The organism is Pseudomonas sp. FDAARGOS_761 (genome assembly GCF_013343155.1).
GTDB lineage: Bacteria > Pseudomonadota > Gammaproteobacteria > Pseudomonadales > Pseudomonadaceae > Pseudomonas > Pseudomonas aeruginosa.
In genome coordinates, this window is record NZ_CP054572.1 from 2,643,591 (window position 1) to 2,662,606 (window position 19,016).

16 protein-coding genes are annotated in these 19,016 nt (G+C 67.7%); 8 read left to right on the forward strand and 8 right to left on the reverse strand.

Annotated elements, in window-relative coordinates; genetic code table 11:
* From tssH to FOC67_RS12405, 5 genes are all read left to right on the forward strand, one after another.
* On the forward strand, positions 1 to 2,550 hold the full coding sequence (tssH, locus tag FOC67_RS12385; RefSeq protein WP_009316135.1) for a type VI secretion system ATPase TssH: 2,550 nt from the start codon (positions 1 to 3) through the stop codon (positions 2,548 to 2,550).
* Positions 2,551 to 2,623: 73 nt separating this feature from the next.
* A complete protein-coding gene (locus tag FOC67_RS12390) occupies positions 2,624 to 3,157 on the forward strand; it encodes a hypothetical protein (RefSeq protein ID WP_003089506.1) in 534 nt (177 codons plus the stop codon).
* A gap of 38 nt (positions 3,158 to 3,195) precedes the next feature.
* On the forward strand, positions 3,196 to 4,263 hold the full coding sequence (locus tag FOC67_RS12395; RefSeq protein ID WP_003124577.1) for a M91 family zinc metallopeptidase: 1,068 nt from the start codon (positions 3,196 to 3,198) through the stop codon (positions 4,261 to 4,263).
* A 36-nt stretch (positions 4,264 to 4,299) separates the two neighbouring features.
* The gene (tssI, locus tag FOC67_RS12400; RefSeq protein WP_009316136.1) at positions 4,300 to 6,306 is read left to right on the forward strand and encodes a type VI secretion system tip protein VgrG; all 2,007 of its coding nucleotides are present in this window, start codon (positions 4,300 to 4,302) and stop codon (positions 6,304 to 6,306) included.
* A 10-nt stretch (positions 6,307 to 6,316) separates the two neighbouring features.
* On the forward strand, positions 6,317 to 6,853 hold the full coding sequence (locus tag FOC67_RS12405) for a toxin-antitoxin system YwqK family antitoxin (protein WP_003131532.1): 537 nt from the start codon (positions 6,317 to 6,319) through the stop codon (positions 6,851 to 6,853).
* Between the two features lie 22 nt (positions 6,854 to 6,875).
* On the opposite strand, the gene FOC67_RS12410 is transcribed toward FOC67_RS12405, so the two are convergent.
* On the reverse strand, positions 6,876 to 7,271 hold the full coding sequence (locus FOC67_RS12410; protein ID WP_003089513.1) for a DUF4280 domain-containing protein: 396 nt from the start codon (positions 7,269 to 7,271) through the stop codon (positions 6,876 to 6,878).
* Between the two features lie 276 nt (positions 7,272 to 7,547).
* Between FOC67_RS12410 and FOC67_RS12415 the strand changes: the two genes are divergently transcribed.
* Positions 7,548 to 8,189, forward strand: coding sequence for a response regulator transcription factor (locus FOC67_RS12415; protein ID WP_023116885.1), 642 nt, complete (start codon positions 7,548 to 7,550; stop codon positions 8,187 to 8,189).
* 284 nt (positions 8,190 to 8,473) lie between these two features.
* Positions 8,474 to 9,595 (forward strand): ABC transporter substrate-binding protein, encoded by a 1,122-nt coding sequence (locus tag FOC67_RS12420; protein WP_174707735.1) that lies wholly within the window; start codon positions 8,474 to 8,476, stop codon positions 9,593 to 9,595.
* A gap of 416 nt (positions 9,596 to 10,011) precedes the next feature.
* Here the strand turns inward: FOC67_RS12420 and FOC67_RS12425 are convergent, their stop codons facing one another.
* From FOC67_RS12425 to FOC67_RS12435, 3 genes are all read right to left on the reverse strand, one after another.
* Positions 10,012 to 12,327 (reverse strand): xanthine dehydrogenase family protein molybdopterin-binding subunit, encoded by a 2,316-nt coding sequence (locus FOC67_RS12425; RefSeq protein ID WP_003131517.1) that lies wholly within the window; start codon positions 12,325 to 12,327, stop codon positions 10,012 to 10,014.
* Positions 12,324 to 12,794 (reverse strand): (2Fe-2S)-binding protein, encoded by a 471-nt coding sequence (locus tag FOC67_RS12430; protein WP_003089521.1) that lies wholly within the window; start codon positions 12,792 to 12,794, stop codon positions 12,324 to 12,326. Before FOC67_RS12430 ends, FOC67_RS12425 begins: the two co-directional genes overlap by 4 nt.
* 265 nt (positions 12,795 to 13,059) lie before the next feature.
* Positions 13,060 to 13,296, reverse strand: a complete 237-nt coding sequence (locus FOC67_RS12435) for a hypothetical protein (RefSeq protein ID WP_003104944.1) — start codon at positions 13,294 to 13,296, stop codon at positions 13,060 to 13,062.
* A 294-nt stretch (positions 13,297 to 13,590) separates the two neighbouring features.
* Here FOC67_RS12435 and FOC67_RS12440 point away from each other — a divergent pair, with 294 nt between their 5' ends.
* Positions 13,591 to 13,833 carry a DUF1654 domain-containing protein gene (locus tag FOC67_RS12440; RefSeq protein ID WP_003089526.1) on the forward strand — a complete coding sequence of 81 codons (243 nt, stop codon included), beginning with the start codon at positions 13,591 to 13,593 and terminating at the stop codon, positions 13,831 to 13,833.
* Between the two features lie 65 nt (positions 13,834 to 13,898).
* Here the strand turns inward: FOC67_RS12440 and lldA are convergent, their stop codons facing one another.
* The 4 genes from lldA to pvdQ all read right to left on the reverse strand — a co-directional run bounded on the left by lldA (position 13,899) and on the right by pvdQ (position 18,901).
* Positions 13,899 to 15,050 carry an L-lactate dehydrogenase LldA gene (gene lldA / locus FOC67_RS12445; protein WP_009316140.1) on the reverse strand — a complete coding sequence of 384 codons (1,152 nt, stop codon included), beginning with the start codon at positions 15,048 to 15,050 and terminating at the stop codon, positions 13,899 to 13,901.
* Between the two features lie 96 nt (positions 15,051 to 15,146).
* Positions 15,147 to 16,067 (reverse strand): LysR substrate-binding domain-containing protein, encoded by a 921-nt coding sequence (locus tag FOC67_RS12450; protein WP_003124571.1) that lies wholly within the window; start codon positions 16,065 to 16,067, stop codon positions 15,147 to 15,149.
* Between the two features lie 41 nt (positions 16,068 to 16,108).
* The gene (locus FOC67_RS12455; protein WP_003089535.1) at positions 16,109 to 16,432 is read right to left on the reverse strand and encodes a transcriptional repressor; all 324 of its coding nucleotides are present in this window, start codon (positions 16,430 to 16,432) and stop codon (positions 16,109 to 16,111) included.
* 180 nt (positions 16,433 to 16,612) lie between these two features.
* Positions 16,613 to 18,901: an acyl-homoserine lactone acylase PvdQ gene (gene pvdQ / locus FOC67_RS12460; RefSeq protein WP_126573579.1), complete on the reverse strand. Its 2,289-nt coding sequence runs from the start codon at positions 18,899 to 18,901 to the stop codon at positions 16,613 to 16,615.
* Between the last annotated feature and the right edge of the window lie 115 nt (positions 18,902 to 19,016).

Below are 19,016 nucleotides of genomic sequence, written 5' to 3' on the forward strand. Positions count from 1 at the left end.
ATGGAACTCGCCGCCCTGATCGGCCGCCTCAACCCGGACTGTCGCCGCGCCCTGGAGCGCGCCGCGCAACGCTGCCTGCAACGCACCCATCATTACGTAGAGATCGAGCACCTGCTGCTGGAGCTGCTGGACATCGACGGCGGCGACTTCGCCTGCCTGCTGCCGCGCTTCGGCCTGGAGCGCGACGCCCTGGTCGCCGAGATCAACCTGTCGCTGGAGCTGTTCAAGGCCGGCAATACCCGCACTCCGGCGCTGTCCGCGCACACCATCGGCCTGCTCGAGGACGCCGTGGTCCACGCCAGCGTGCTCGGCCAGGCGCAGATCCGTTCCGGCCTGCTGCTGCTCGCCCTGCTCGACCGCGAGGAGCGCCGCGCCCTGCTGCTGAACAGCGCGTCGTCGCTACTGCGGATTCCCCACGAGGCCTTGCAGGCCAACCTGCTGGAGTGGATCCAGACCTCCCGCGAACAGCCGGCCGCGCCGAACCGCCCGGCGGCAGGCGGCGACAAGCCGGAAAGCGCCCCGGACCCGCTGCTCGACCAGTACACCCAGGACCTCACCGCCGAGGCCCGCGCCGGGCGCATCGACCCCATAGTCGGGCGCGACGGGGAGATCCGCCAGTGCGTCGACATCCTCCTGCGCCGGCGGCAGAACAACCCGATCCTGGTCGGCGCGCCGGGCGTCGGCAAGACCGCGGTGGTCGAGGGCCTGGCCCTGCGCATCGCCGCCGGCGAAGTGCCGCCGTCGTTGCAGGAGGTGATCCTGCGGGTGCTCGATCTCGGCCTGTTGCAGGCCGGCGCCAGCATGAAGGGCGAGTTCGAGCAGCGCCTCAAGGGGGTGATCGACGCCGTGCGCAACAGCACGCAGCCGATCATCCTGTTCATCGACGAGGCGCACACGCTGATCGGCGCCGGCGGCGCGGAAGGCGGCAGCGACGCCGCCAACCTGCTCAAGCCGGCCCTGGCGCGCGGCGAGTTGCGCACCCTGGCGGCCACCACCTGGCTGGAATACAAGAAATACTTCGAGAAGGACCCGGCGCTGACCCGGCGCTTCCAACTGGTCCAGGTCGAGGAGCCGGACGAGGCCACCGCCGTGGAGATGCTGCGCGGCGTCGCCGGCAAGCTGGAACAGCATCACGGCGTGCAGATCATGGACGCGGCCATCGTCGATGCGGTGAAGCTGTCGCACCGCTACATCTCCGGCCGCCAGTTGCCGGACAAGGCGATCAGCGTGCTCGACACCGCCTGCGCGCGGGTCGCCCTCGGCCAGCACGACGTGCCGCCGCCGCTGGAAAGCCTGCGCCATCGCGAGCAGGCGCTGGAAGAGGAACTGCAACGCCTGCGCCGGGAACAGGCCACCGGCCTCGACCACAGCGCGCGTATCACCGCCCTGGAAAGCGAGTCGGGCGATAACCGCCGGACCATCCGCGAGCTGGAGACCCGCTGGGACGAGGAACGCGAAGCGGTGCGCGAACTGCTCGACACCCGCCGCGAATTGCTGGCCCTCAGCGAAAGCGCCGACGCGGCCAAGCCCGACGAGGAACTGGACGGTCGCATCGACCACCTGGCCGCCGAACTGGCGCGCCTGGCGGCCGGCCTCGAAGCCATCCGCCAGGACGACCCGCTGGTTCCCGAGCAGGTGGACTCGCGTACCGTGGCCGCGGTGATCGCCGGCTGGACCGGCATCCCGGTGGGCAAGATGCTCGCCGACGAAGCCCACGCCATCCGTTCCCTGGCGCAACGAATGGGCCAGCGGGTGATGGGCCAGGAGGCCGCCCTGGGCGCCATCGCCCAGCGCATCCAGGCCTATCGCGCCGGACTCAGCGACCCGGCCAAGCCGGTCGGCGTATTCCTCCTGCCCGGCCCCACCGGCGTGGGCAAGACCGAGACCGCCTACGCCCTGGCCGACGCCCTCTACGGCGGCGAACGCAACCTGATCAGCATCAACCTCTCCGAGTACCAGGAGGCCCACACCGTCAGCCAGCTCAAGGGCGCCCCGCCCGGCTACGTCGGCTACGGCAGCGGCGGCGTGCTCACCGAAGCGGTGCGCCGCAAGCCCTATTCGGTGGTGCTGCTGGACGAGATCGAGAAAGCCCATCCGGACGTGCTGGAAGCCTTCTACAACGTGTTCGACAAGGGTGTGATGGAAGACGGCACCGGCCTGGTGGTGGACTTCAGGAACACCGTGATCCTCGCCACCAGCAACGTCGGCGCCGAACTGCTGCTGGACAGCCCGGCCGAACAGGTCGCCACCCCGGCCTTCGACGAGCGCCTGCGCAAAGTCCTGCTGCAAACCTTCCGCCCGGCGTTCCTCGCGCGCATGACCGTGGTGCCTTACCGGCCGCTGGAGGAAGCCACCCTGGAAGGCATCGTCGTGGCCAAGCTGGAAAAACTGCGGGAACGCTACAAGGCCGCTACCGGCAAACAGTTCGACTTCGACCCGGCCATCGTCAAGGCCGTGCTCGCCAAGTGCAGCGCGGCGGGCGCGCGGGATATCGAGAACGTGCTGATGGCGCAGGTGACGGGGAAGTTGGCGGAGTGGGTACTCGAATGAGCGTCCCGAGGCATCGCGGCATCCGCCCGTTTCCGATGGAGAACGTATCGGCTAGAGAACAGCGGACGAATTCATGAACTGGAACGATCTTTGCGGAATAAACACGGTAGCCGGAAAAGCCATAGACATCCCGACCCTGGTCGGTCCCGGCGTCGACCACGACCGACGTGGAAGGACCGGAATGCCCAACGGCGCGACGCTGACCGCCATGATGAACGCTGCCGACGCCCTACGTCTGACCGAGGCCCCGAGGACCAGGCGCGGTGGTGTGTCCGACGGTATTTCCTTCCACATCGCCCAATACGTGCCCGGTGGCGCGTCTCTGACCATCACCAGCCAGTTCGTCGGTCAGAAAGCCGGCTCCGCCGTGTGCTACGAGAACACACTGTTCAACGATGCCCTGGTCGGTCGCATCAACGCCATCGTTGGCAACATCATCGTGCGCCAGAGCGTCGCACCCTGTACGCGCTGCCGCGCCGGCTACCGCCAGCTCGCCCAGAACGGACCACATACTATCGTCGTCTCCAGCGATGACGGCTACGACGGCGCCCCCGACAACACCATCTTCCTCTTCGCACCCACCGGGCTGGTGTTCTACCGACGCTGAACGCCCGCCGAACTGCCCCACCTTCGAGGACTGCCGTCATGCCCCGAACCATCGAATACTGGCGCCCCACGAACGGCCTGTATCATGCGACCCCGCCCGGAATCGCCGTGCTGACCCAGGACAGCGATTGGGAGGTGCTCAACGAAGCCACCGGCTTCTACGAGGAAAGCCCGTATCCCTCCGCCTTCAAGGGACAGGTGTATCGCGCGCTGAACTACATAAACGCTACGCCGACGGGCGCATCGCTGCTCTGGAACCTCTACACGACGAACAATTTCGTCGACATCACCCCCTCGTCGCTGGGCAACAATGTCCAGTCCACCAATCAGCCCATGGCGCTCAATCAGGTCGCCAGAGAAATCATCGTAGGAACCGGTCCCGGCCCCCAGACCCAGATCGCGCTCAATCAGACAGGCATCGCCCCGCAGGCGCAGACCCAGTGGCTGACCTATGTCATCAACAGTTCGCCGCATTGGGCCCTGGACGGCGTGCCGGGCAACGGTGGTGGCCTTTACGGCTATCTAGAGCGCGCCCGCCAGTATGCCAACCGCTGGATGCTGCTGTTCGACCACCGCTACTTCCGCTGGAGCGACAGCAATGAAGGCTATTTCAATGAGCAGAGCTACAGCGGACATTTCGGTATCTCCGCCCACAACATCGCCATCACCAACCACGAAGTGGCGGCCTGGCTTGCCGGACAGCCGCTACCCCACCGCCTCAGCGATGCCCAGCAGAACCATGCGCGGCTTGCGACCATAGTTGCCCTTAAGGACGTTTCGCCGCCTTCGGCTGGCTGTTCCGCCCATGTGAGATGGAACCCCACAGCGACCAACCCGCTGAACCGGATACGTCCTCCGGCAATCGGCCTGGCTCATGAGCTGCTGCATGCCTACTACAGTTGCCGAGGCGCACAACCCGGCTACGACGACAACCACTACTCCACGGTACTGTTCGAATACCGCTGCGTCGGCCTCGGCCCCTGGGACGAAGCACCATTATCGGAAAATGCCCTACGCAAAGAATGGTGGAGCTATGCCTGCCAGCAGGTGCCCGGAAGCGACCCAGAGAACAGGAAGGCCATCGGCAAACGCATCAGTTACATGTAGTCGTCGCCGCTGTCCCGACAGAAACGAGGGACCCAGATGCCCCGTCCCACCGATAGCAATACCAGCCTCTCCCTGACCGCCTCGGCGCTGGCAGCCCTGTTCCCGGAGCGTCTGGCCGGGGAAGAACGCCTGAACGCACTGCCCGGTTGGGAACTGCTGGGCTACAGCGCCAGCCCCTTAGCCCTGGACGGCGCAATCGCCACCCATCTCACCGCCACCCTGCACAACGACGCCGACCAGCGTCCGCTCGACGGCCTGGTCGCGGAGATCCGCCAACTCCCCGGCGATGCCAGCGCCGAGCGCTACCAGGTGCTGTTGCGCCCCTGGCTCTGGTGGCTGACGCTGGCCAGCAACAACCGGGTGTTCCAGAACCTCGCCACCAGCGACATCGTCACCCAGGTCTTCGACCAGCACGGCTTCAGCGACTACCAGTTGCAGCTCAGCGGCAGCTACCAGCCCCGCGAATACTGCGTGCAGTACGGCGAGAGCGACCTTGCCTTCGTCTCGCGGCTGCTGGAGGAAGACGGCATTTTCTGGTTCTTCACCCATGCCGCCGGCAAGCACACCCTGGTGCTGGCCGACAGCAACGACGCCTTCCCGCCGATTCCCAACGGCCCGCAAGTGGCCTACCTGGGCCAAGGAATCGGCGTGCGCGAGTTGCAGGGCGTGCGTTCGGCGCAGTACAGCCTCCAGGCGGTATCCGGGACCTACAGCGCCACCGACTACGAGTTCACCACCCCGGGCACCTCGCTGTACTCCCAGGCCGAGGCGGTTTCCGGCGCCGCCGGCGTCTACCAGCACCCCGGCGGCTACACCGCCAAGGCCCAGGGCGACAGCCTGACCAAGCAACGCATCGACGGCCTGCGCAGCCAGGAGACGCGCCTGATCGGCGAGAGCGACTGCCGCTGGCTGGTGCCCGGCCACTGGTTCACCCTCAGCGGGCATGACGACGATTCGCTGAATATCGACTGGGTGCTGACCTCGGTCACCCATGACGCCAGTCACGCGCACTACCGCAATCGCTTCGAGGCGATCCCCAAGGCCACCGCCTACCGCCCCGCGCGGGTCACGCCCAAGCCGCGCATGCACACCCAGACCGCCCTGGTGGTGGGCAAGGCCGGCGAGGAGATCTGGACCGACCAGTACGGCCGGATCAAGATCCAGTTCCCCTGGGACCGCGACGGCAAGAACGACGAGACCTCCTCCTGCTGGGTGCGCGTGGTGCTGCCCTGGAGCGGCAAGGGCTTCGGCATGCAGTTCGTGCCGCGCATCGGCCAGGAAGTGATCGTCACCTTCATCGACGGCGACCCGGACCGCCCGCTGGTCACCGGCTGCGTCTACAACGGCGACAACGCCCTGCCCTACGCGCTGCCGGACAACCAGACGCAGTCCGGGATCAAGACCAACTCGTCGAAGGGCGGCGGCGGTTTCAACGAGCTGCGCTTCGAGGACAAGAAGGACGCCGAGGAAGTCTTCCTCCAGGCGCAGAAGGACCTCAACGTCAACGTGCTCAACGACAGCACCGCCAGCATCGGCCACGACGAGACCCTGACGGTGCAGAATGCCCGCACCCGCACGGTGAAGGAAGGCGACGAGACCGTCACCCTGGAGAAAGGCAAGCGCACGGTGACCATCCAGACCGGCAGCGACAGCCTGGATGTGAAGGACACGCGCACGGTGACGGTGGGCGCCGACCAGACCCACAGCACCGGCGGCAACTACAGCCACAAGGTCAGCGGCAACTTCGAGCTGACGGTGGACGGCAACCTGACCATCAAGGTCAGCGGCACCCTCGCCCTGCAGAGCGGCGGCAGCCTGACCCTGAAGAGCGACGCCGACCTCGCCGCCCAGGCCGGCACCTCGCTGACCAGCAAGGCCGGGACGTCGCTGACCAACCAGGCCGGCACCTCCCTCACCAACAAGGCCGGCACCAGCCTGACCAACGATGCCGGCGTCAGCCTGACCAACAAGGCCGGCGCCGAACAGACGGTGGACGGCGGCGGCATGCTGACCATCAAGGGCGGCCTAGTAAAGGTCAACTGAGGAGAAGCGCATGGCGGCATCCGGCAAGCTCGACCTGGTTCGTGGCGACAGCCATCTCGCTGGTAACCTGCTCGACGGCAGCCTGGAAGGTCCGTTGCGCATCGACGAGCACGACAGGCCGCAGGCCAGCCTCGGCTACCGGCAGGGCCAGTTGCACGGCGCCAGCACCCTGTTCCATCCCAACGGCAAGGTCTCCGCGCAACTCGCCTTCGTCGACGGCAAGCTGCACGGGCCGGTCAGTTTCCATGCCGCGGAAGGCTGGTTGCAGCGCAAGGCGCACTACCGCAACGGGCTGCTCCACGGCGAAGCGCTCACCTATTTCGCCAACGGCCAGGTGGCCGAGCGCGAGCATTACCGCGACGGCGTGCGCGACGGGGTCTACCAGCGCTTCCATGGCAATGGCCAACTGGCCTTCGACGGACGCTACCTGAACGGCCAGCTACTGGACGGCGCCCAGCCGTTCGCCGATGACGGCCGGCCGCTGGACAGCGAGGGCAGACCCATGGCGCGCTGGCGCTGGTGGTGGATCAGGCTGGCGGAGCCCTAGGCGCGCATCGGCCAGGCGGCGCTCAGGGAATCAGCATCTGCACCTGTCCCGGCACGCTGATCTTGATCACCCCGCCCCAGGTGCAGATCAGCGTGCCGTTGGCGTCCAGCGCGGGCATCCCGCCCAGCAGCAGGGTCGGCGGACCGCCGGGGATCCACGGGCTGGCGGTGGCGGGAATGCACGGCATCGGCGTCAGTACGCCGAGGGCGGCGGCGGTGGCGGCGGCCACCACGGGGTTGGCCGGACTCTGGCAGAGGCCGAAGGTGGGAATGTTCAGCAGCGGGATGTGGTCCATGATGTTCGCCGCCGGCATCCCGCTGGTCAGGGTGCGGTTCTGCGGCAACACGTTGAGCACCGTCGGCGCCGCCCCGAAGCTGCATTGCAGGGTGGCGCCGGCGCAGACCTGCGGGCAGCCCATGCCGTCCTCCCGAGCGCGATGGCGTTGTAGCAGGATAGACCAGCCCATCGCGCTCGCCGTGGGGCTGGCTTGCTGTTTTTCTGACGAATGCCCGACATGCGTGTCGCCAGCGGCGCTAGAATTCCGCTGTCATGCGGGGCGGAGCCCCGCGACAGGGATCGACGAAAAAGGATTTTCGGCGGATCGAACGGTGCCCGCAGCGCCCTCGCCGGCCGGCCTGCGGCCGGTCGATGCAGGGGTTGCCGCACCCTGGCCGCCCCCAAGGACGGGACGACAATGCCTAGCACAAGAAGCCTCCCCGCACGGGTCATCGTCGCCGATGACTATCCCCTGTTCCGCGATGGCCTGAGACGGGTCGTCCGCCGCTACCTCCCGCAAGCCGCCGTAAGCGAAGCGGGCAGCTTCGACGAGGTGCTGCGCCTGGCCTCGAGCGTCTCGCCGGAACCTCCCGCCCTCTTCGTCCTCGACCTGCTGCTTCCCGGCTTCGCCGCCTCCCAGTCCATCGAGCGCTTGCGTCGCGCCTATCGGCACAGCGCAATCGTCATCGTCTCGATGCTCGACGACCCGCGTCTGGTGGACGAGGTGCTGGCCGCCGGCGCCGACGGCTACCTCGGCAAATCCCTGGAGGCCGGGGAGATCGGCACGGCGTTGCAGACGCTCGGCAGCGGCGAACCGGTGGTGCGCCTGCGCGGCGGGTCGAGCGCCGGCAGTCGGCAACGCGCCCTCCTGGACGCCCTGACCCCACGGCAGCAAGCGGTACTGCGGCTGATCGCCGATGGCCTGTCGAACAAGGAAATCGGCCGCGCGCTGTCGATCTCGCCGTTCACCGTGCGCGTGCACGTTTCCTCGCTGCTGCGCGCCCTGGAAGTGAACACGCGGACAGCCGCTGCGGCGCTGGCGGCGAAGGCCGGCTTCTAGGCAGGCTCTACGCGGCCGTACCCGGAGTTCCCGCGCAAGCATCCGAGAATGCCGAAACGAGAAGTCTGCCGCGATTTTCCGCGAAGTCTCCTCGCGGCGCTGAAGCCCGGCGCAGCGGACCAGTCCCATCCATGAGGGGCGCGCCTGCGCGCCGGCCTCACCGGGAGCGGCGACGCTCGTTTTCAGCAGAGGAACGGCACATGATCGACAGGGTGAAGCCGCTGATGGCGGCATGGGTTGTGGTCTTCGCATCTTCTTCGTTCGCCGGCGAAACGGCGGGAAAATTGCCACGAAAGCCAGCTCTAGGGCCGGAAACCGCGGGGGCGACCCTGGTCATTCCCGGCGAGACCGACAGGCTCGCGTCGCTCTACGCCCGCGCACAGGGCGAAGGCGGCAAGGTGGTGCTCTGGGCCGGCGGCGACGCGCCGAACCAGATGGACTGGTTGAAGACGGCCTTCGAGAGCCGCTTTCCCGGCGTGACCCTGGACGTCACGGTGGACCTCTCCAAGTTCCACGACCTGCGCATCGACCAGGAACTCGCCGCCGGCACCCTGACGCCGGACGTGGCGATGCTGCAAACCACCTTCGATTTCGACAAATGGAAGGCCCGCGACGTGCTGCTGCGCTACAAGCCGATCGGCTTCGCCCGGCAGAAGAAAGGCTACGCCGATCCCGACGGCGCCTATGTCACGGCCTACAACAACGCCTTCGTGCCGACCTACGCTTCCGTCCGGCTGCCAGCGGAGCGCTATCCGACGCGCTTCGCCGATTACCTGAAGCCGGCCTTCAAGGGCAAGCTGGTGCTGACCTATCCCCATGACGACGATGCGGTGCTGTACGTCTACGACAAGCTGGAACGGCGCTACGGCAGCGGTTTCCTGCGCGCCCTGGCGGCGCAGAAGCCGAACTTCCTGCGCGGCACGGCGGCGCCGGCGGCCTCGGTGGGCACCGACTCCATCGGTTCGCTGGGCAACCTGACCGGCTATGCGACCGACAGCGATACGCCGGCCGGCTACTTCATCCCGACCGACGAGCCGTTCATCGTCTGGAACCAGCGCGCGGCGATCTTCAAGGCCGCCCGTCATCCGGCCACGGCCAAGCTGCTGCTGTCCTACCTGGGCTCGGCCGAGTTCCAGTCCAGCTACGGCGGCTGGCGCGCCCGCGCTGACGTCGGCGAAGCGCCTGGGCTGCCGCCACTGGAGTCGCTGAAGAACGTCGACGTGCACGATTTCACCCGCTGGATGGCCGATCGCCAACGGGTGGCCAGCCTGCGCAGGCACATGGCGGAAATCTTCGGCCCGGTACGCGGCGAGTCGCCGTTGCGCGACCCGGCGCTGATGAGCCTGCTGGGGCTGACGGCGAACGACATCGTCGCCTTGCCCGAACCGGACCTGCCGATCTACTGAACCGCCATGACGGCCTCGCGCACGGACGACGCGGGGTCGTCGATCCTGGAGAATTGCCAATCAGGTTTCGACGGCAAGCAGGCGGCCTGGAGCGGCTGGGAAGACCCCCAATTCTTATAAAATACTTTTAATAAACGATTTATCCTATTGATTAATAAGATAAATAAAATACTAGAATTCACTTTAAGTTGAAACGACAAGGCGGCGCATAACGCTACCCGTTGTCCGCCCTGGCATCCGCTTACCGTCTTCGCTGCGCAGGGCGAACGAGGCCACGCGCGTTATCCGCCGACAGGCCTCTGCCAGGGAGGGACGGCGGCACGGAAAACTCTTCTTCGACAACGACTTCCGCGTAGAACCTGATCCATCGCCTGCGCTCGCGCGAACTCACGCAGGCGACGATCAGGACCTAGGACCTAGGCCTTCCGCCACCCCTGCAACTGATTGCGGATCGGCAACTCGCGGATGCGCTTGCCGGTGGCGGCGAAGATCGCGTTGCACAGCGCCGGCGCTATCGGCGGCACGCCGGGCTCGCCGACCCCGCCCAGCGGCAGGTCGCCGTCCGGCTTGAGCAGATGCACCGACACCGCCTTGGGCGCCAGCGGCATGCGCGCCAGCTCGTACTGGTGGAAGTTGTCCTGCTGGACCTTGCCATCCTTGAAGCTGATCTCGCCCAGCGCCGCCAGGCCCAGGCCCATCACGCAGGCGCCTTCGAGCTGCGAGCGGATGCGCTCGGGGTTGATCTGCGGACCGCAGTCGGCGGCGATGGTGGCCTTGTGCACCAGCAGCGCGCCGTCGTCCTTCACCTCCACCTCGATCACCACCGCCACGTAGGTGACGAAGCTGTAGTGCGCGGCGATTCCCCGCGCCCTGCCCCTGGGCAGCTCGCCGCCCCAGCCGGACTGGCGCGCCGCCTCCTCGATCACCCCGCGCAGGCGGCCGACATCGAGCGGGTAGCGCTCCGGCGACTCGCCGTAGTTCCAGCTGTCGCCGAGTTCGGCGGTGTCGATCCGCCGCGCCGGGCCGAGCAGCTTGAGCAGGTAGTCCTTCGGGTCCTGGCCGGCCTTCGCCGCCAGTTCGCCGACGAAGCTCTGGATGGCGAAGGCGTGGGGGATGTTGGAGACCGAGCGGAACCAGCCGACCCGGGTGTGCGCCGGGGCCTCGGGGTTCTCCAGGCGCACGTTGGGGATGGCGAACGGCAGGTTGGTCAGGCCCATGCCCAGTTCGAAGGCGCCCTGGTGCTTGCTGTCCGGGCCGAACAGTGCGGTGATGCTCGGCGCCACCGAGCGATGCAGCCAGGCCTGCGGCAGCCCGTCGGCGCCGAGCACGGCCTGCAGGCGCTCCACCGAGACCGTGTGGAAATAGGAGAAATGCAGGTCGTCCTCGCGGGTCCACTGCACGCGCAGGTGGCGACCGGGGAACGCCTTGGCCAGGATCGCCGCTTCCAGCACGAAGTCGGGCTTGGACTTGCGGCCGAAACCGCCGCCGAGCAGGGTCACGTTGACCGTGACCTTGTCGAACGGCAGTTTCAGGCGCTCGGCGATGCGCTCGCGGGTCACTTGCGGCGCCTGGGTTGGGGCCCAGACCTCGCAGGCGCCGTCCTTGTACCAGGCGGTGGATACCGGCGGTTCCATCGGCGCCTGGGCCAGGTGCGGCAGGTAGTACTCGGCCTCGACGACATCCCCGCCCTTGGCGAACAGCGCCGCGGCATCGCCGCTGTCGCGCACCACCTTGCCCGGCTTGCGCGCGGCCTCTTCCAGTTGCTTGCGGTAGGCCACCGAGTCGTAGCCGCCGTTGACCCCGGCGTCCCACTCGACCACCAGCGCCTCGCGCCCCTTGATCGCCGCCCAGGTGTTCTGCGCCACCACGGCGACCCCGCCCAGCGGCTGGAACTCGGACGGGATCGGCCGGCCCTCGATCTCGATCACCTTGACCACCCCCGGCACCTTCAGCGCCGCGGCGGCGTCGTAGCGCTTGAGCTTGCCGCCGTAGACCGGCGGCCGGGCGACCACGGCGTAGAGCATGTCGTCGAAGCGCGCGTCGAAGCCGAAGCCGGCGCGGCCATTGACGATATCGGCGCCGTCGATGGCGCGCGCCACGTCCTTGCCGATGTAGCGGAACTGCTCGGGCTTCTTCAGCAGCAGCTTGTCGCGCGCCGGCACTTCGAGGCCCGCGGCGGCCTCGGCCAGTTCGCCGAAGGACAGCGAACGGCCGCTGGGCGCATGCAGCACCTTGTTCTGTTCGGCGCGGCACTCGCCCAGCGGAACCTTCCACTGGTTGGCCGCGGCCTGTTCGAGCATCTGTCGCGCCGCCGCACCGCAGCGGCGCATGGGTTCGAACCAATGGCGCATGCTGCGCGAGCCATCGGTGTCCTGGTTGCCGTAGCGCGCTTCGTCGCCGGGCGCCTGGATCACCTTGACCCGGCTCCAGTCGGCCTCCAGCTCGTCGGCCACCACCATCGCCAGGCTGGTGCGCACGCCCTGGCCCATTTCCGAGCGGTTGCAGACGATGCCGACCGTGCCGTCCCGGTCGATGCTCACGTAGATCTTCGGGTTATCCACCCAGCCGTGGGGCATGGCGTCGGCGCCGAAGGCCTTCTTCTCGGCGGCCAGGGCGTCGCGCCAGCCCCAGTTGGCAGCCACCAGCAGCACGCCGGTGGCGCCGACGCCCTTGAGGAAACCGCGGCGGCTGAGATTGCCGATGACCAGATCGTCGGGGTACGAGCGCTTCATGCCTTGGCCTCCTGCAACTTGGCGGAGGCGTTGTGGATCGCCGTCTTGATCCGGTTGTAGGTGCCGCAGCGGCAGATGTTGCCGGCCATGGCCGCCTCGATCTGCTCGTCGCTGGGCGCGGGGTTGCTCTTCAGCAACGCCGTGGCCGACATGATCTGCCCGCCCTGGCAGTAGCCGCACTGCGCCACGCCGATGTCCAGCCAGGCCTGCTGGACGACTTCGCCGACCTTGTCGGTGTGCAGGTGGTCGATGGTGGTGACCTTCCTGCCCTGCGCCAGGCTCACCGGCGTGATGCAGGAACGGGTGGCCTGGCCGTCGATATGGATGGTGCAGGAGCCGCACAGGCCCATGCCGCAGCCGAACTTGGTCCCGGTATAGCCGACGACGTCGCGGATAGCCCAGAGCAAGGGCATATCCTCGGTGACATCGAGCTGATGATCCTTGCCATTGAGGTTCAGGGTAATCATCGGTGCACGCCTTTTCTGGTTTCTGGTTATGGAGTCGCACGGCGACTGCGCCGCCCCCCATGGGCGCGGCGAGTCTCTCATCGGACTGAAGGGAGATTATTGGCGAGAGGACTGCGGCGGATAACCTGGCAGAACTGAACGTATCGTTGAATGGAATTCAACGATACCCAAGCCGGGCGGGAATCGCCCGGGCGAGGCAGCATTCCCGGTGGCCCGCTCCTCGCCGCTCGCCGGAAAGCGAGCGGCTCGGCCAGGGGAAACGGCGTTAGCCGCGCCGCACGCGCAGGCGCTCGGCGTGGTAGATCAACGGCCCATGCTGGTCCTCGGCACCGCTGGGGTCGTCCAGCAGCACGCCGGTGATGCGGCCCTGGCGGAACAGCAGGCGGATCGCCAGCAGGTTGGCCCTGGGGTCGCCCTTGAGATCATGGAGGGAACGCGGGGTGTCGGCATCCAGCTGACAAAACACCGATTCGAGCAAAACATCGGAAGGTTCTAACGCCATGCAGTCGTATCCGTCGAGAAGTACCGGTCACCTTGCCTTGCACTGGGTGCCGGTCAAAGCCCATCCCTGGAAAAACGCCTTTCCGCGAATTGAAACAATGCGCAACGATTTTCCTCGCGACGCAGTGTCGCCTACCGCCAGAGCCGTTGCCAAGAGCCGTACATCCCTGCGGCGCGCCCCTGCGACAACGTTGCAATACTTTCTTCACACGAGTTCCGCTACAAAGGTATCTCGCCGGAACCGAGGGTTCCTTTGTCCACCCACCCATAACCGAGAAAGCAAGCGGAGGCACCCATGAACCACACTGCATCGATCCCCGCCCTGCCCACGGCCTATGACCTGCTGAACACCCGCATCCAGCGCATCATCCACGCCCCGGCTGCGCAACAGGCCTGCCAGGCCTGCATTTCCCGATTGCCCGGCGAAGACGAGGGCGACTGGGCCCACCTGCTGGAAAGCTTCGACCGTTCCAACCAGTGGCTGCTCGACCCGCAGCGCGACGGCAGCATCGTCCTGCGCTGGAGTTCCGCCGCCTGATCCTGTTTGCCGCGCGGCCGTCAGCCGCGCGGCTTGCGCTCTTCCCTCCCCTTCGCCGTTCGCGGCTATCGCGGATAGCTTCCCGGCAACAGGATGTCCCGGCCGACCTCGCGGATGTCGGTATGGCCGCAGAAGGCCATGGTCAGGTCCAGCTCACGAGCGATGATCTCCAGCGCCCGCGTCACTCCGGCCTGCCCCAGCGCGCCCAGCCCATAGAGATAGGGACGGCCGATCATGGTCCCGCGCGCACCGAGGGCGATGGCCTTGAGCACGTCCTGCCCGGAACGGATGCCGCTGTCGAGCCAGACCTCGATGCGCTCGCCCACCGCCTCGACGATCTCCGGCAGCGCGCTGATGGTCGAGGGCGCGCCGTCCAGCTGGCGTCCGCCATGGTTGCTGACGACCAGCGCATCGGCGCCGGAGTCGGCGGCCAACCGCGCATCCTCGGCATCGAGAATGCCCTTGAGCACCAGCTTGCCGCCCCAGCGCCGCTTGATCCATTCGACGTCGCCCCAGTTCAGCCGCGGGTCGAACTGGCGGGCGGTCCACTCGGACAGCGAGCCCATGTCGTCGACGCCCTTGACGTGCCCGACGATGTTGCCGAAACCGCGACGCCGGGTGCCGAGCATGCCCAGCGCCCAGCGCGGCTTGGTGGCGATGTTCAGCAGGTTGGCCAGGGTCGGCCGCGGCGGCGCCGAGAGACCGTTCTTCAGGTCCTTGTGGCGCTGGCCGATGATCTGCAGGTCGAGGGTCAGCACCAGCGCGTCGCAGCCGGCGGCCTTGGCACGGTCGATCAGGCGTTCGATGAAATCGCGGTCGCGCATCACGTAGAGCTGGAACCAGAACGGCTGGCCGACTTCCGTGGCGATGTCCTCCAGGGAACAGATGCTCATGGTCGACAGGGTGTAGCGCACGCCGAACTCGGCGGCGGCGCGGGCGGCGAGGATCTCGCCGTCGGCATGCTGCATGCCGGCCAGCCCGGTGGGCGCGATGACCACCGGCATGGCCATCTCCTGGCCGAGCATGCGGGTGCGCAGCGAGCGGTTCTCGATGTTCCGCGCGACCCGCTGGCGCAGCTTGATCGCGGCGAAGTCGTCCTGGTTGGCGCGGTAGGTGCCTTCGCTCCAGGAACCGGAGTCGGCGTAGTCGTAGAACATCCGCGGCACGCGCTTGCGCGCCAGGCGGCGCAGGTCTTCGATATCGGTGATGACGCTCATGCAGTCCACTCCTTCGGGGGTGGCTGGATGGTAGAGCGCGACGTACCGCCGCAGGCGGAATAATTGTCGGCATCGGCGGAAGGAAATTCCGCCGTTTCAGTCGTCCGCCGCCGGAAGGAATTCCCTGCCCTGGGCCACCGCCTCGCGGCAGATCGCCGCCAGCCAGGCGGCGAAACGCTGGCTGGCCGGCGAGGCCTGGTGGCTGCGCAGGTGGTAATGGTGGGTGGGCGCCGAACGCAGCGGGAACAGCACCACCAGCCGCCCCTCGGCAAGCCAGGCGCGCGCCAGCGAGGGTCGCGCGAGGGCCACGCCCTGGCCGTTGGCGGCGGCTTCCAGGGTCATGCCCAAATCGAGCAGGCGCGGCCCGGCGCAGGGCTCCGGCCAGTCCAGCCCGGCCACGCGGAACCACGGCTGCCAAGGCTCCAGCGGCGAGCGCAGCAACGGCAGGCCGGCGAGCATGGCTGGCGTCCAGGGCCGCGGCAGGCCGAGCAGCAGCCCCGGCGCGGCCATCGGTAGCACGCGCTCCTCCAGCAGCCGCTCGCCGGCCGCCACGCCATGGCTGTCGCCGCGCACCTCGACGTCGGCCAGCGGCAGGTCCTGGCCGTCCGAAGGACTCGACAGGAGAATCTCCAGCTCGATTTCCGGACAGGCCTCGGCGAAGGACGCCAGGCGCGGAATCAGGATCTGCCGGGCGAAGGTCGGCGGCGTGCGCAGGGTCAGCCGCTGCTGGCGCTGGACCTGGCGACGATGCAGCGGAACCGCCGCGAGCTGGGCGAGGATCGGCGCGATCTGTTCGAGGTACTCGCGGCCGTGGGAGGTCAGCGCCAGAGAGCGGCCGTCGCGCTGCAACAGGCTCACCCCGAGCATCCCCTCGAGACCGGAAACCCGCTTGCTGGCGGCGCTGCCGGTGATCGACAGGAGTTCGGCGGCGCGCTCGAAGGTACCCAGCCGGGCAGCCGCTTCGAACGCCTGCAACGCTTCGATGGAAGGAAAACGGAAATCGTCGGGATTGAGCATGGGGCAGACTTTACCCGCTGCCCGAGATCAGGGATACCGCGTCAGAGCCGCTGCTCGTTGGCCGCGGCGCGGCGCTCGGGCGCCGCGGAACCGGCGGCACCGCCCCAGGAAGCCTTGCCGGGGCTGTAGACATCCTGTTCGTCGAGGGTCACCAGGCCGCTTTCCACCAGGCGCCCGAGGACCTGGCGGATGCTCACCAGGGACAGCGGCGTACCGGTTTCGGAGAGACGCCGGTGCAGGGTGCGGATCGGCACCCGACCCTGCTCCCCCGAGGCTTCCCAGAGCGCATCGATCACTTTCAGCCGGGCCAGGCTCATCTTCAGGCCGGCCTCCTTCAACATCTGTTTGACGGGCGAATGGGTCATCGTGACGCTCCTTTCGTGGACGAGTGGGTAGCGGGTCCCCGCCGAAGCCGAGCATCCCTGCTCGCTGCCTGCACGTGTTCCCTGAAACCGGGCGGCTGTGGGCCGCCTCTATGGTTAAAGACGAACGAGCGCGGAAAAACCGTCAGTTTTTTTCCCATCAGATCTGATAGGCATTGCTTATCATTCGCGAATGCTTAGCCGTTGCAGTTGCGGGTCGGCGTCGATCTGCCTGTCGCTGAACGGCAAGGTCTGCCATTGCTGGCGGGAAAACAGCTCGGTCTGGTCGCGGTAGTGCGGCGAGCGCGGATCGCTGGACTGGGAGAAAGCCAGCAACCCGCGAGCCTTGGGCCCTTCCTCGGGGAAGGTCACCAGCTGGATGTAGCTGGTGCCGCCGACCACCTCCAGGTGGTCGCCCTTGCGGATGCTCTGGATCGCGTTGTAGACCCCGAAATGGCCATCGCCGCCGGGAATCGCGATGCGTTCCTGGCCACGGGTGCTCACTTGCAGGTCGCCCCAGCGCGCGCCGTCGGGAATCCCGCTCTTCTCCACCTCCGCCGCCGCGTCCGCCAGCGCCTGGCGCACCTGGGCCGCCACCTGCGGCCGGTCGAGGGCGATGCCTTGCGGCGTATCCAGGGGACGTTGCGCATCGAACGGTTCCTTCCACGCGCCGTCGAGTTCGGCGAAGCGTTGCATGAAGCGCTGGAAGTAGACGAAGCCGCTGCCGCTGTCGAGGTTGGCGCCACGGTCCCACTGCGCCAGGGCCGCGCAGGCACGGGCAAGGGAATTCTCGCCCTGGTTGTCGCGGCACAGGCGGAGCAGGTCCGGCAGCACCTGGTCGGCGCTGAAGACATGGTTGGCGGTGACCATTTCCTCGAGCGTCTTCGCCTCCAGCGGCTGCTTGCCCTGTAGCCGGCTCAGGGCGTAGCGCGCCCGCGGACCGATGGGTTTCTCCTGGCTGACCAGGGGCGAAAAGCCCTGCAACGGGCTCGCCGGGTTGGTCAGCCAGGCGCTGTCGTTGGAGTTCTGCACGAAGTCCCTGCGCAACAGCACCGGCAGTTGCGCCGCCGGGGTGATGCCAGCCTGGGCTGCGGCCGGGTCGCGGCTCCAGGCACAGCGGCTGTCCTGCCCCTGGAGGGCCGGCAGGCCTTCGGCGACCAGTTGCGGAATGGCGCAGGCGGGAATCAGTTCCGGCTTCAGGTAGGGCACCACCGACTGGTTCATGTACAGGGCGTTGCCCTGCTCGTCCGCGGCCAGGGTGTTGACCCAGGGGATCCCCTGTAGCGCCTCGACGCGCCGGCGCAGGTCGGCGACGTCGCTGGCCTGGTTGATCGAGTACCACTGTTGCAGTACCCGGGTGTTCTCCAGGTTGGCGTCACGCAGCGCATAGGCCTCGCTGCGGTTCCAGTCCAGCTTGCCGGGCCAGACCACCAGCGGGCCGTAGATCGACTGGTAGACCTTGTGCTCGACGCGCGACAGCTTGCCGTCGGCGCCGCGCACCTCGATCGCGACGGACTTCTCCTCCAGCGGCAGCGAACGACCGTCGACCAGGTAGCGCCGCGGGTCCTTCGGGTCCAGCGCCAGGCGATACAGGGTGAAGTGGCTGGAGGTATCCACCGTGTGGGTCCAGGCCAGGTGGCGGCTGAAGCCGATGTTGACCACCGGCAGGCCGGGCAGCGAGGCTCCCATCACGTCGAGCCGGCCGGGAATGATCAGGTGCATCTGGTAGAAACGCATCGCGCCGTTCCAGGGGAAGTGCGGGTTGGCCAGGAGCATGCCCTTGCCGTCCGCCGAACGTTCGCTGCCAACGGCAATGGCGTTGCTGCCGCGCTCCAGGCGGAAGCGCTGGCGCCGCTGCTCGGCGACCTGGAACGCCTGCTCGCCGCTCAGGGCGACCTTCTCCGTGCCGGGCGGCGCGGCGGCCACCAGCGCGTCGGCGAACTGGCCGACCCCGCCTTCCACCAGCAGGCGCCGGGTCAGGCGCAGCAGGTCATCGGTCGCGATGGCCCGCAGCCAGGGCTGGCCAAGGCAACTGGTGGTCTTGCCGTCGGCCTCGCGGAGGAAGCGGTTGAAACCGGCGGCGTAGCCTTCGAGCAACTGGCGCACCGCGGGCGTCTGCGCCTGCCAGAAGGCTTGCAGCGCCTCGGGTTGGTTGAGCCAGGCGTAGAAGATGTCGGACGGCAGGTTGTCCAGCTCGGCCGACGACTTGCCCTCGCTGCCGAAATAGCGCGCCCGCTCGCCGCGCGCGGTGACGATCTCCTCGGCCAGCAGGCAGGCGTTGTCGCGCGCGTAGGCGTAGCCGATGCCATAGCCCAGGCCGCGCTCATCCTTGGCCCGGATGTGCGGCACGCCATAGGCGGTCCAGCGGATATCCGCGGCCAGCCCGGTCGGCCGCGGCATATCGGCCTGGACCGGCATCATCGAACCCAACAGCATGCCGGCCAGGCCGGTCAGTACGGTACGCATCCCCATCGATGTCGTTTCTCTGCAAAGTGGTGGCCGGAACGGCCGGGACATGCAACGAAAACGCCCTGCGTGCCGGGCATCCCCTGGCGGGGAAACGGGCAACACAGGGCGTGGCGGCGTG

What these genes read in the sequence shown, in the direction of transcription:
- FOC67_RS12430 (WP_003089521.1), bottom strand. Translation starts at nt 12,794, where the DNA reads ATGATTACCCTGAACCTCAATGGCAAGGATCATCAGCTCGATGTCACC.
- FOC67_RS12405 (WP_003131532.1), top strand. Translation starts at nt 6,317, where the DNA reads ATGGCGGCATCCGGCAAGCTCGACCTGGTTCGTGGCGACAGCCATCTC.
- FOC67_RS12435 (WP_003104944.1), bottom strand. Translation starts at nt 13,296, where the DNA reads ATGGCGTTAGAACCTTCCGATGTTTTGCTCGAATCGGTGTTTTGTCAG.
- FOC67_RS12425 (WP_003131517.1), bottom strand. Translation starts at nt 12,327, where the DNA reads ATGAAGCGCTCGTACCCCGACGATCTGGTCATCGGCAATCTCAGCCGC.
- FOC67_RS12450 (WP_003124571.1), bottom strand. Translation starts at nt 16,067, where the DNA reads ATGCTCAATCCCGACGATTTCCGTTTTCCTTCCATCGAAGCGTTGCAG.
- FOC67_RS12455 (WP_003089535.1), bottom strand. Translation starts at nt 16,432, where the DNA reads ATGACCCATTCGCCCGTCAAACAGATGTTGAAGGAGGCCGGCCTGAAG.
- FOC67_RS12440 (WP_003089526.1), top strand. Translation starts at nt 13,591, where the DNA reads ATGAACCACACTGCATCGATCCCCGCCCTGCCCACGGCCTATGACCTG.
- tssH (WP_009316135.1), top strand. Translation starts at nt 1, where the DNA reads ATGGAACTCGCCGCCCTGATCGGCCGCCTCAACCCGGACTGTCGCCGC.
- FOC67_RS12395 (WP_003124577.1), top strand. Translation starts at nt 3,196, where the DNA reads ATGCCCCGAACCATCGAATACTGGCGCCCCACGAACGGCCTGTATCAT.
- FOC67_RS12415 (WP_023116885.1), top strand. Translation starts at nt 7,548, where the DNA reads ATGCCTAGCACAAGAAGCCTCCCCGCACGGGTCATCGTCGCCGATGAC.
- pvdQ (WP_126573579.1), bottom strand. Translation starts at nt 18,901, where the DNA reads ATGGGGATGCGTACCGTACTGACCGGCCTGGCCGGCATGCTGTTGGGT.
- FOC67_RS12390 (WP_003089506.1), top strand. Translation starts at nt 2,624, where the DNA reads ATGAACTGGAACGATCTTTGCGGAATAAACACGGTAGCCGGAAAAGCC.
- FOC67_RS12410 (WP_003089513.1), bottom strand. Translation starts at nt 7,271, where the DNA reads ATGGGCTGCCCGCAGGTCTGCGCCGGCGCCACCCTGCAATGCAGCTTC.
- lldA (WP_009316140.1), bottom strand. Translation starts at nt 15,050, where the DNA reads ATGAGCGTCATCACCGATATCGAAGACCTGCGCCGCCTGGCGCGCAAG.
- tssI (WP_009316136.1), top strand. Translation starts at nt 4,300, where the DNA reads ATGCCCCGTCCCACCGATAGCAATACCAGCCTCTCCCTGACCGCCTCG.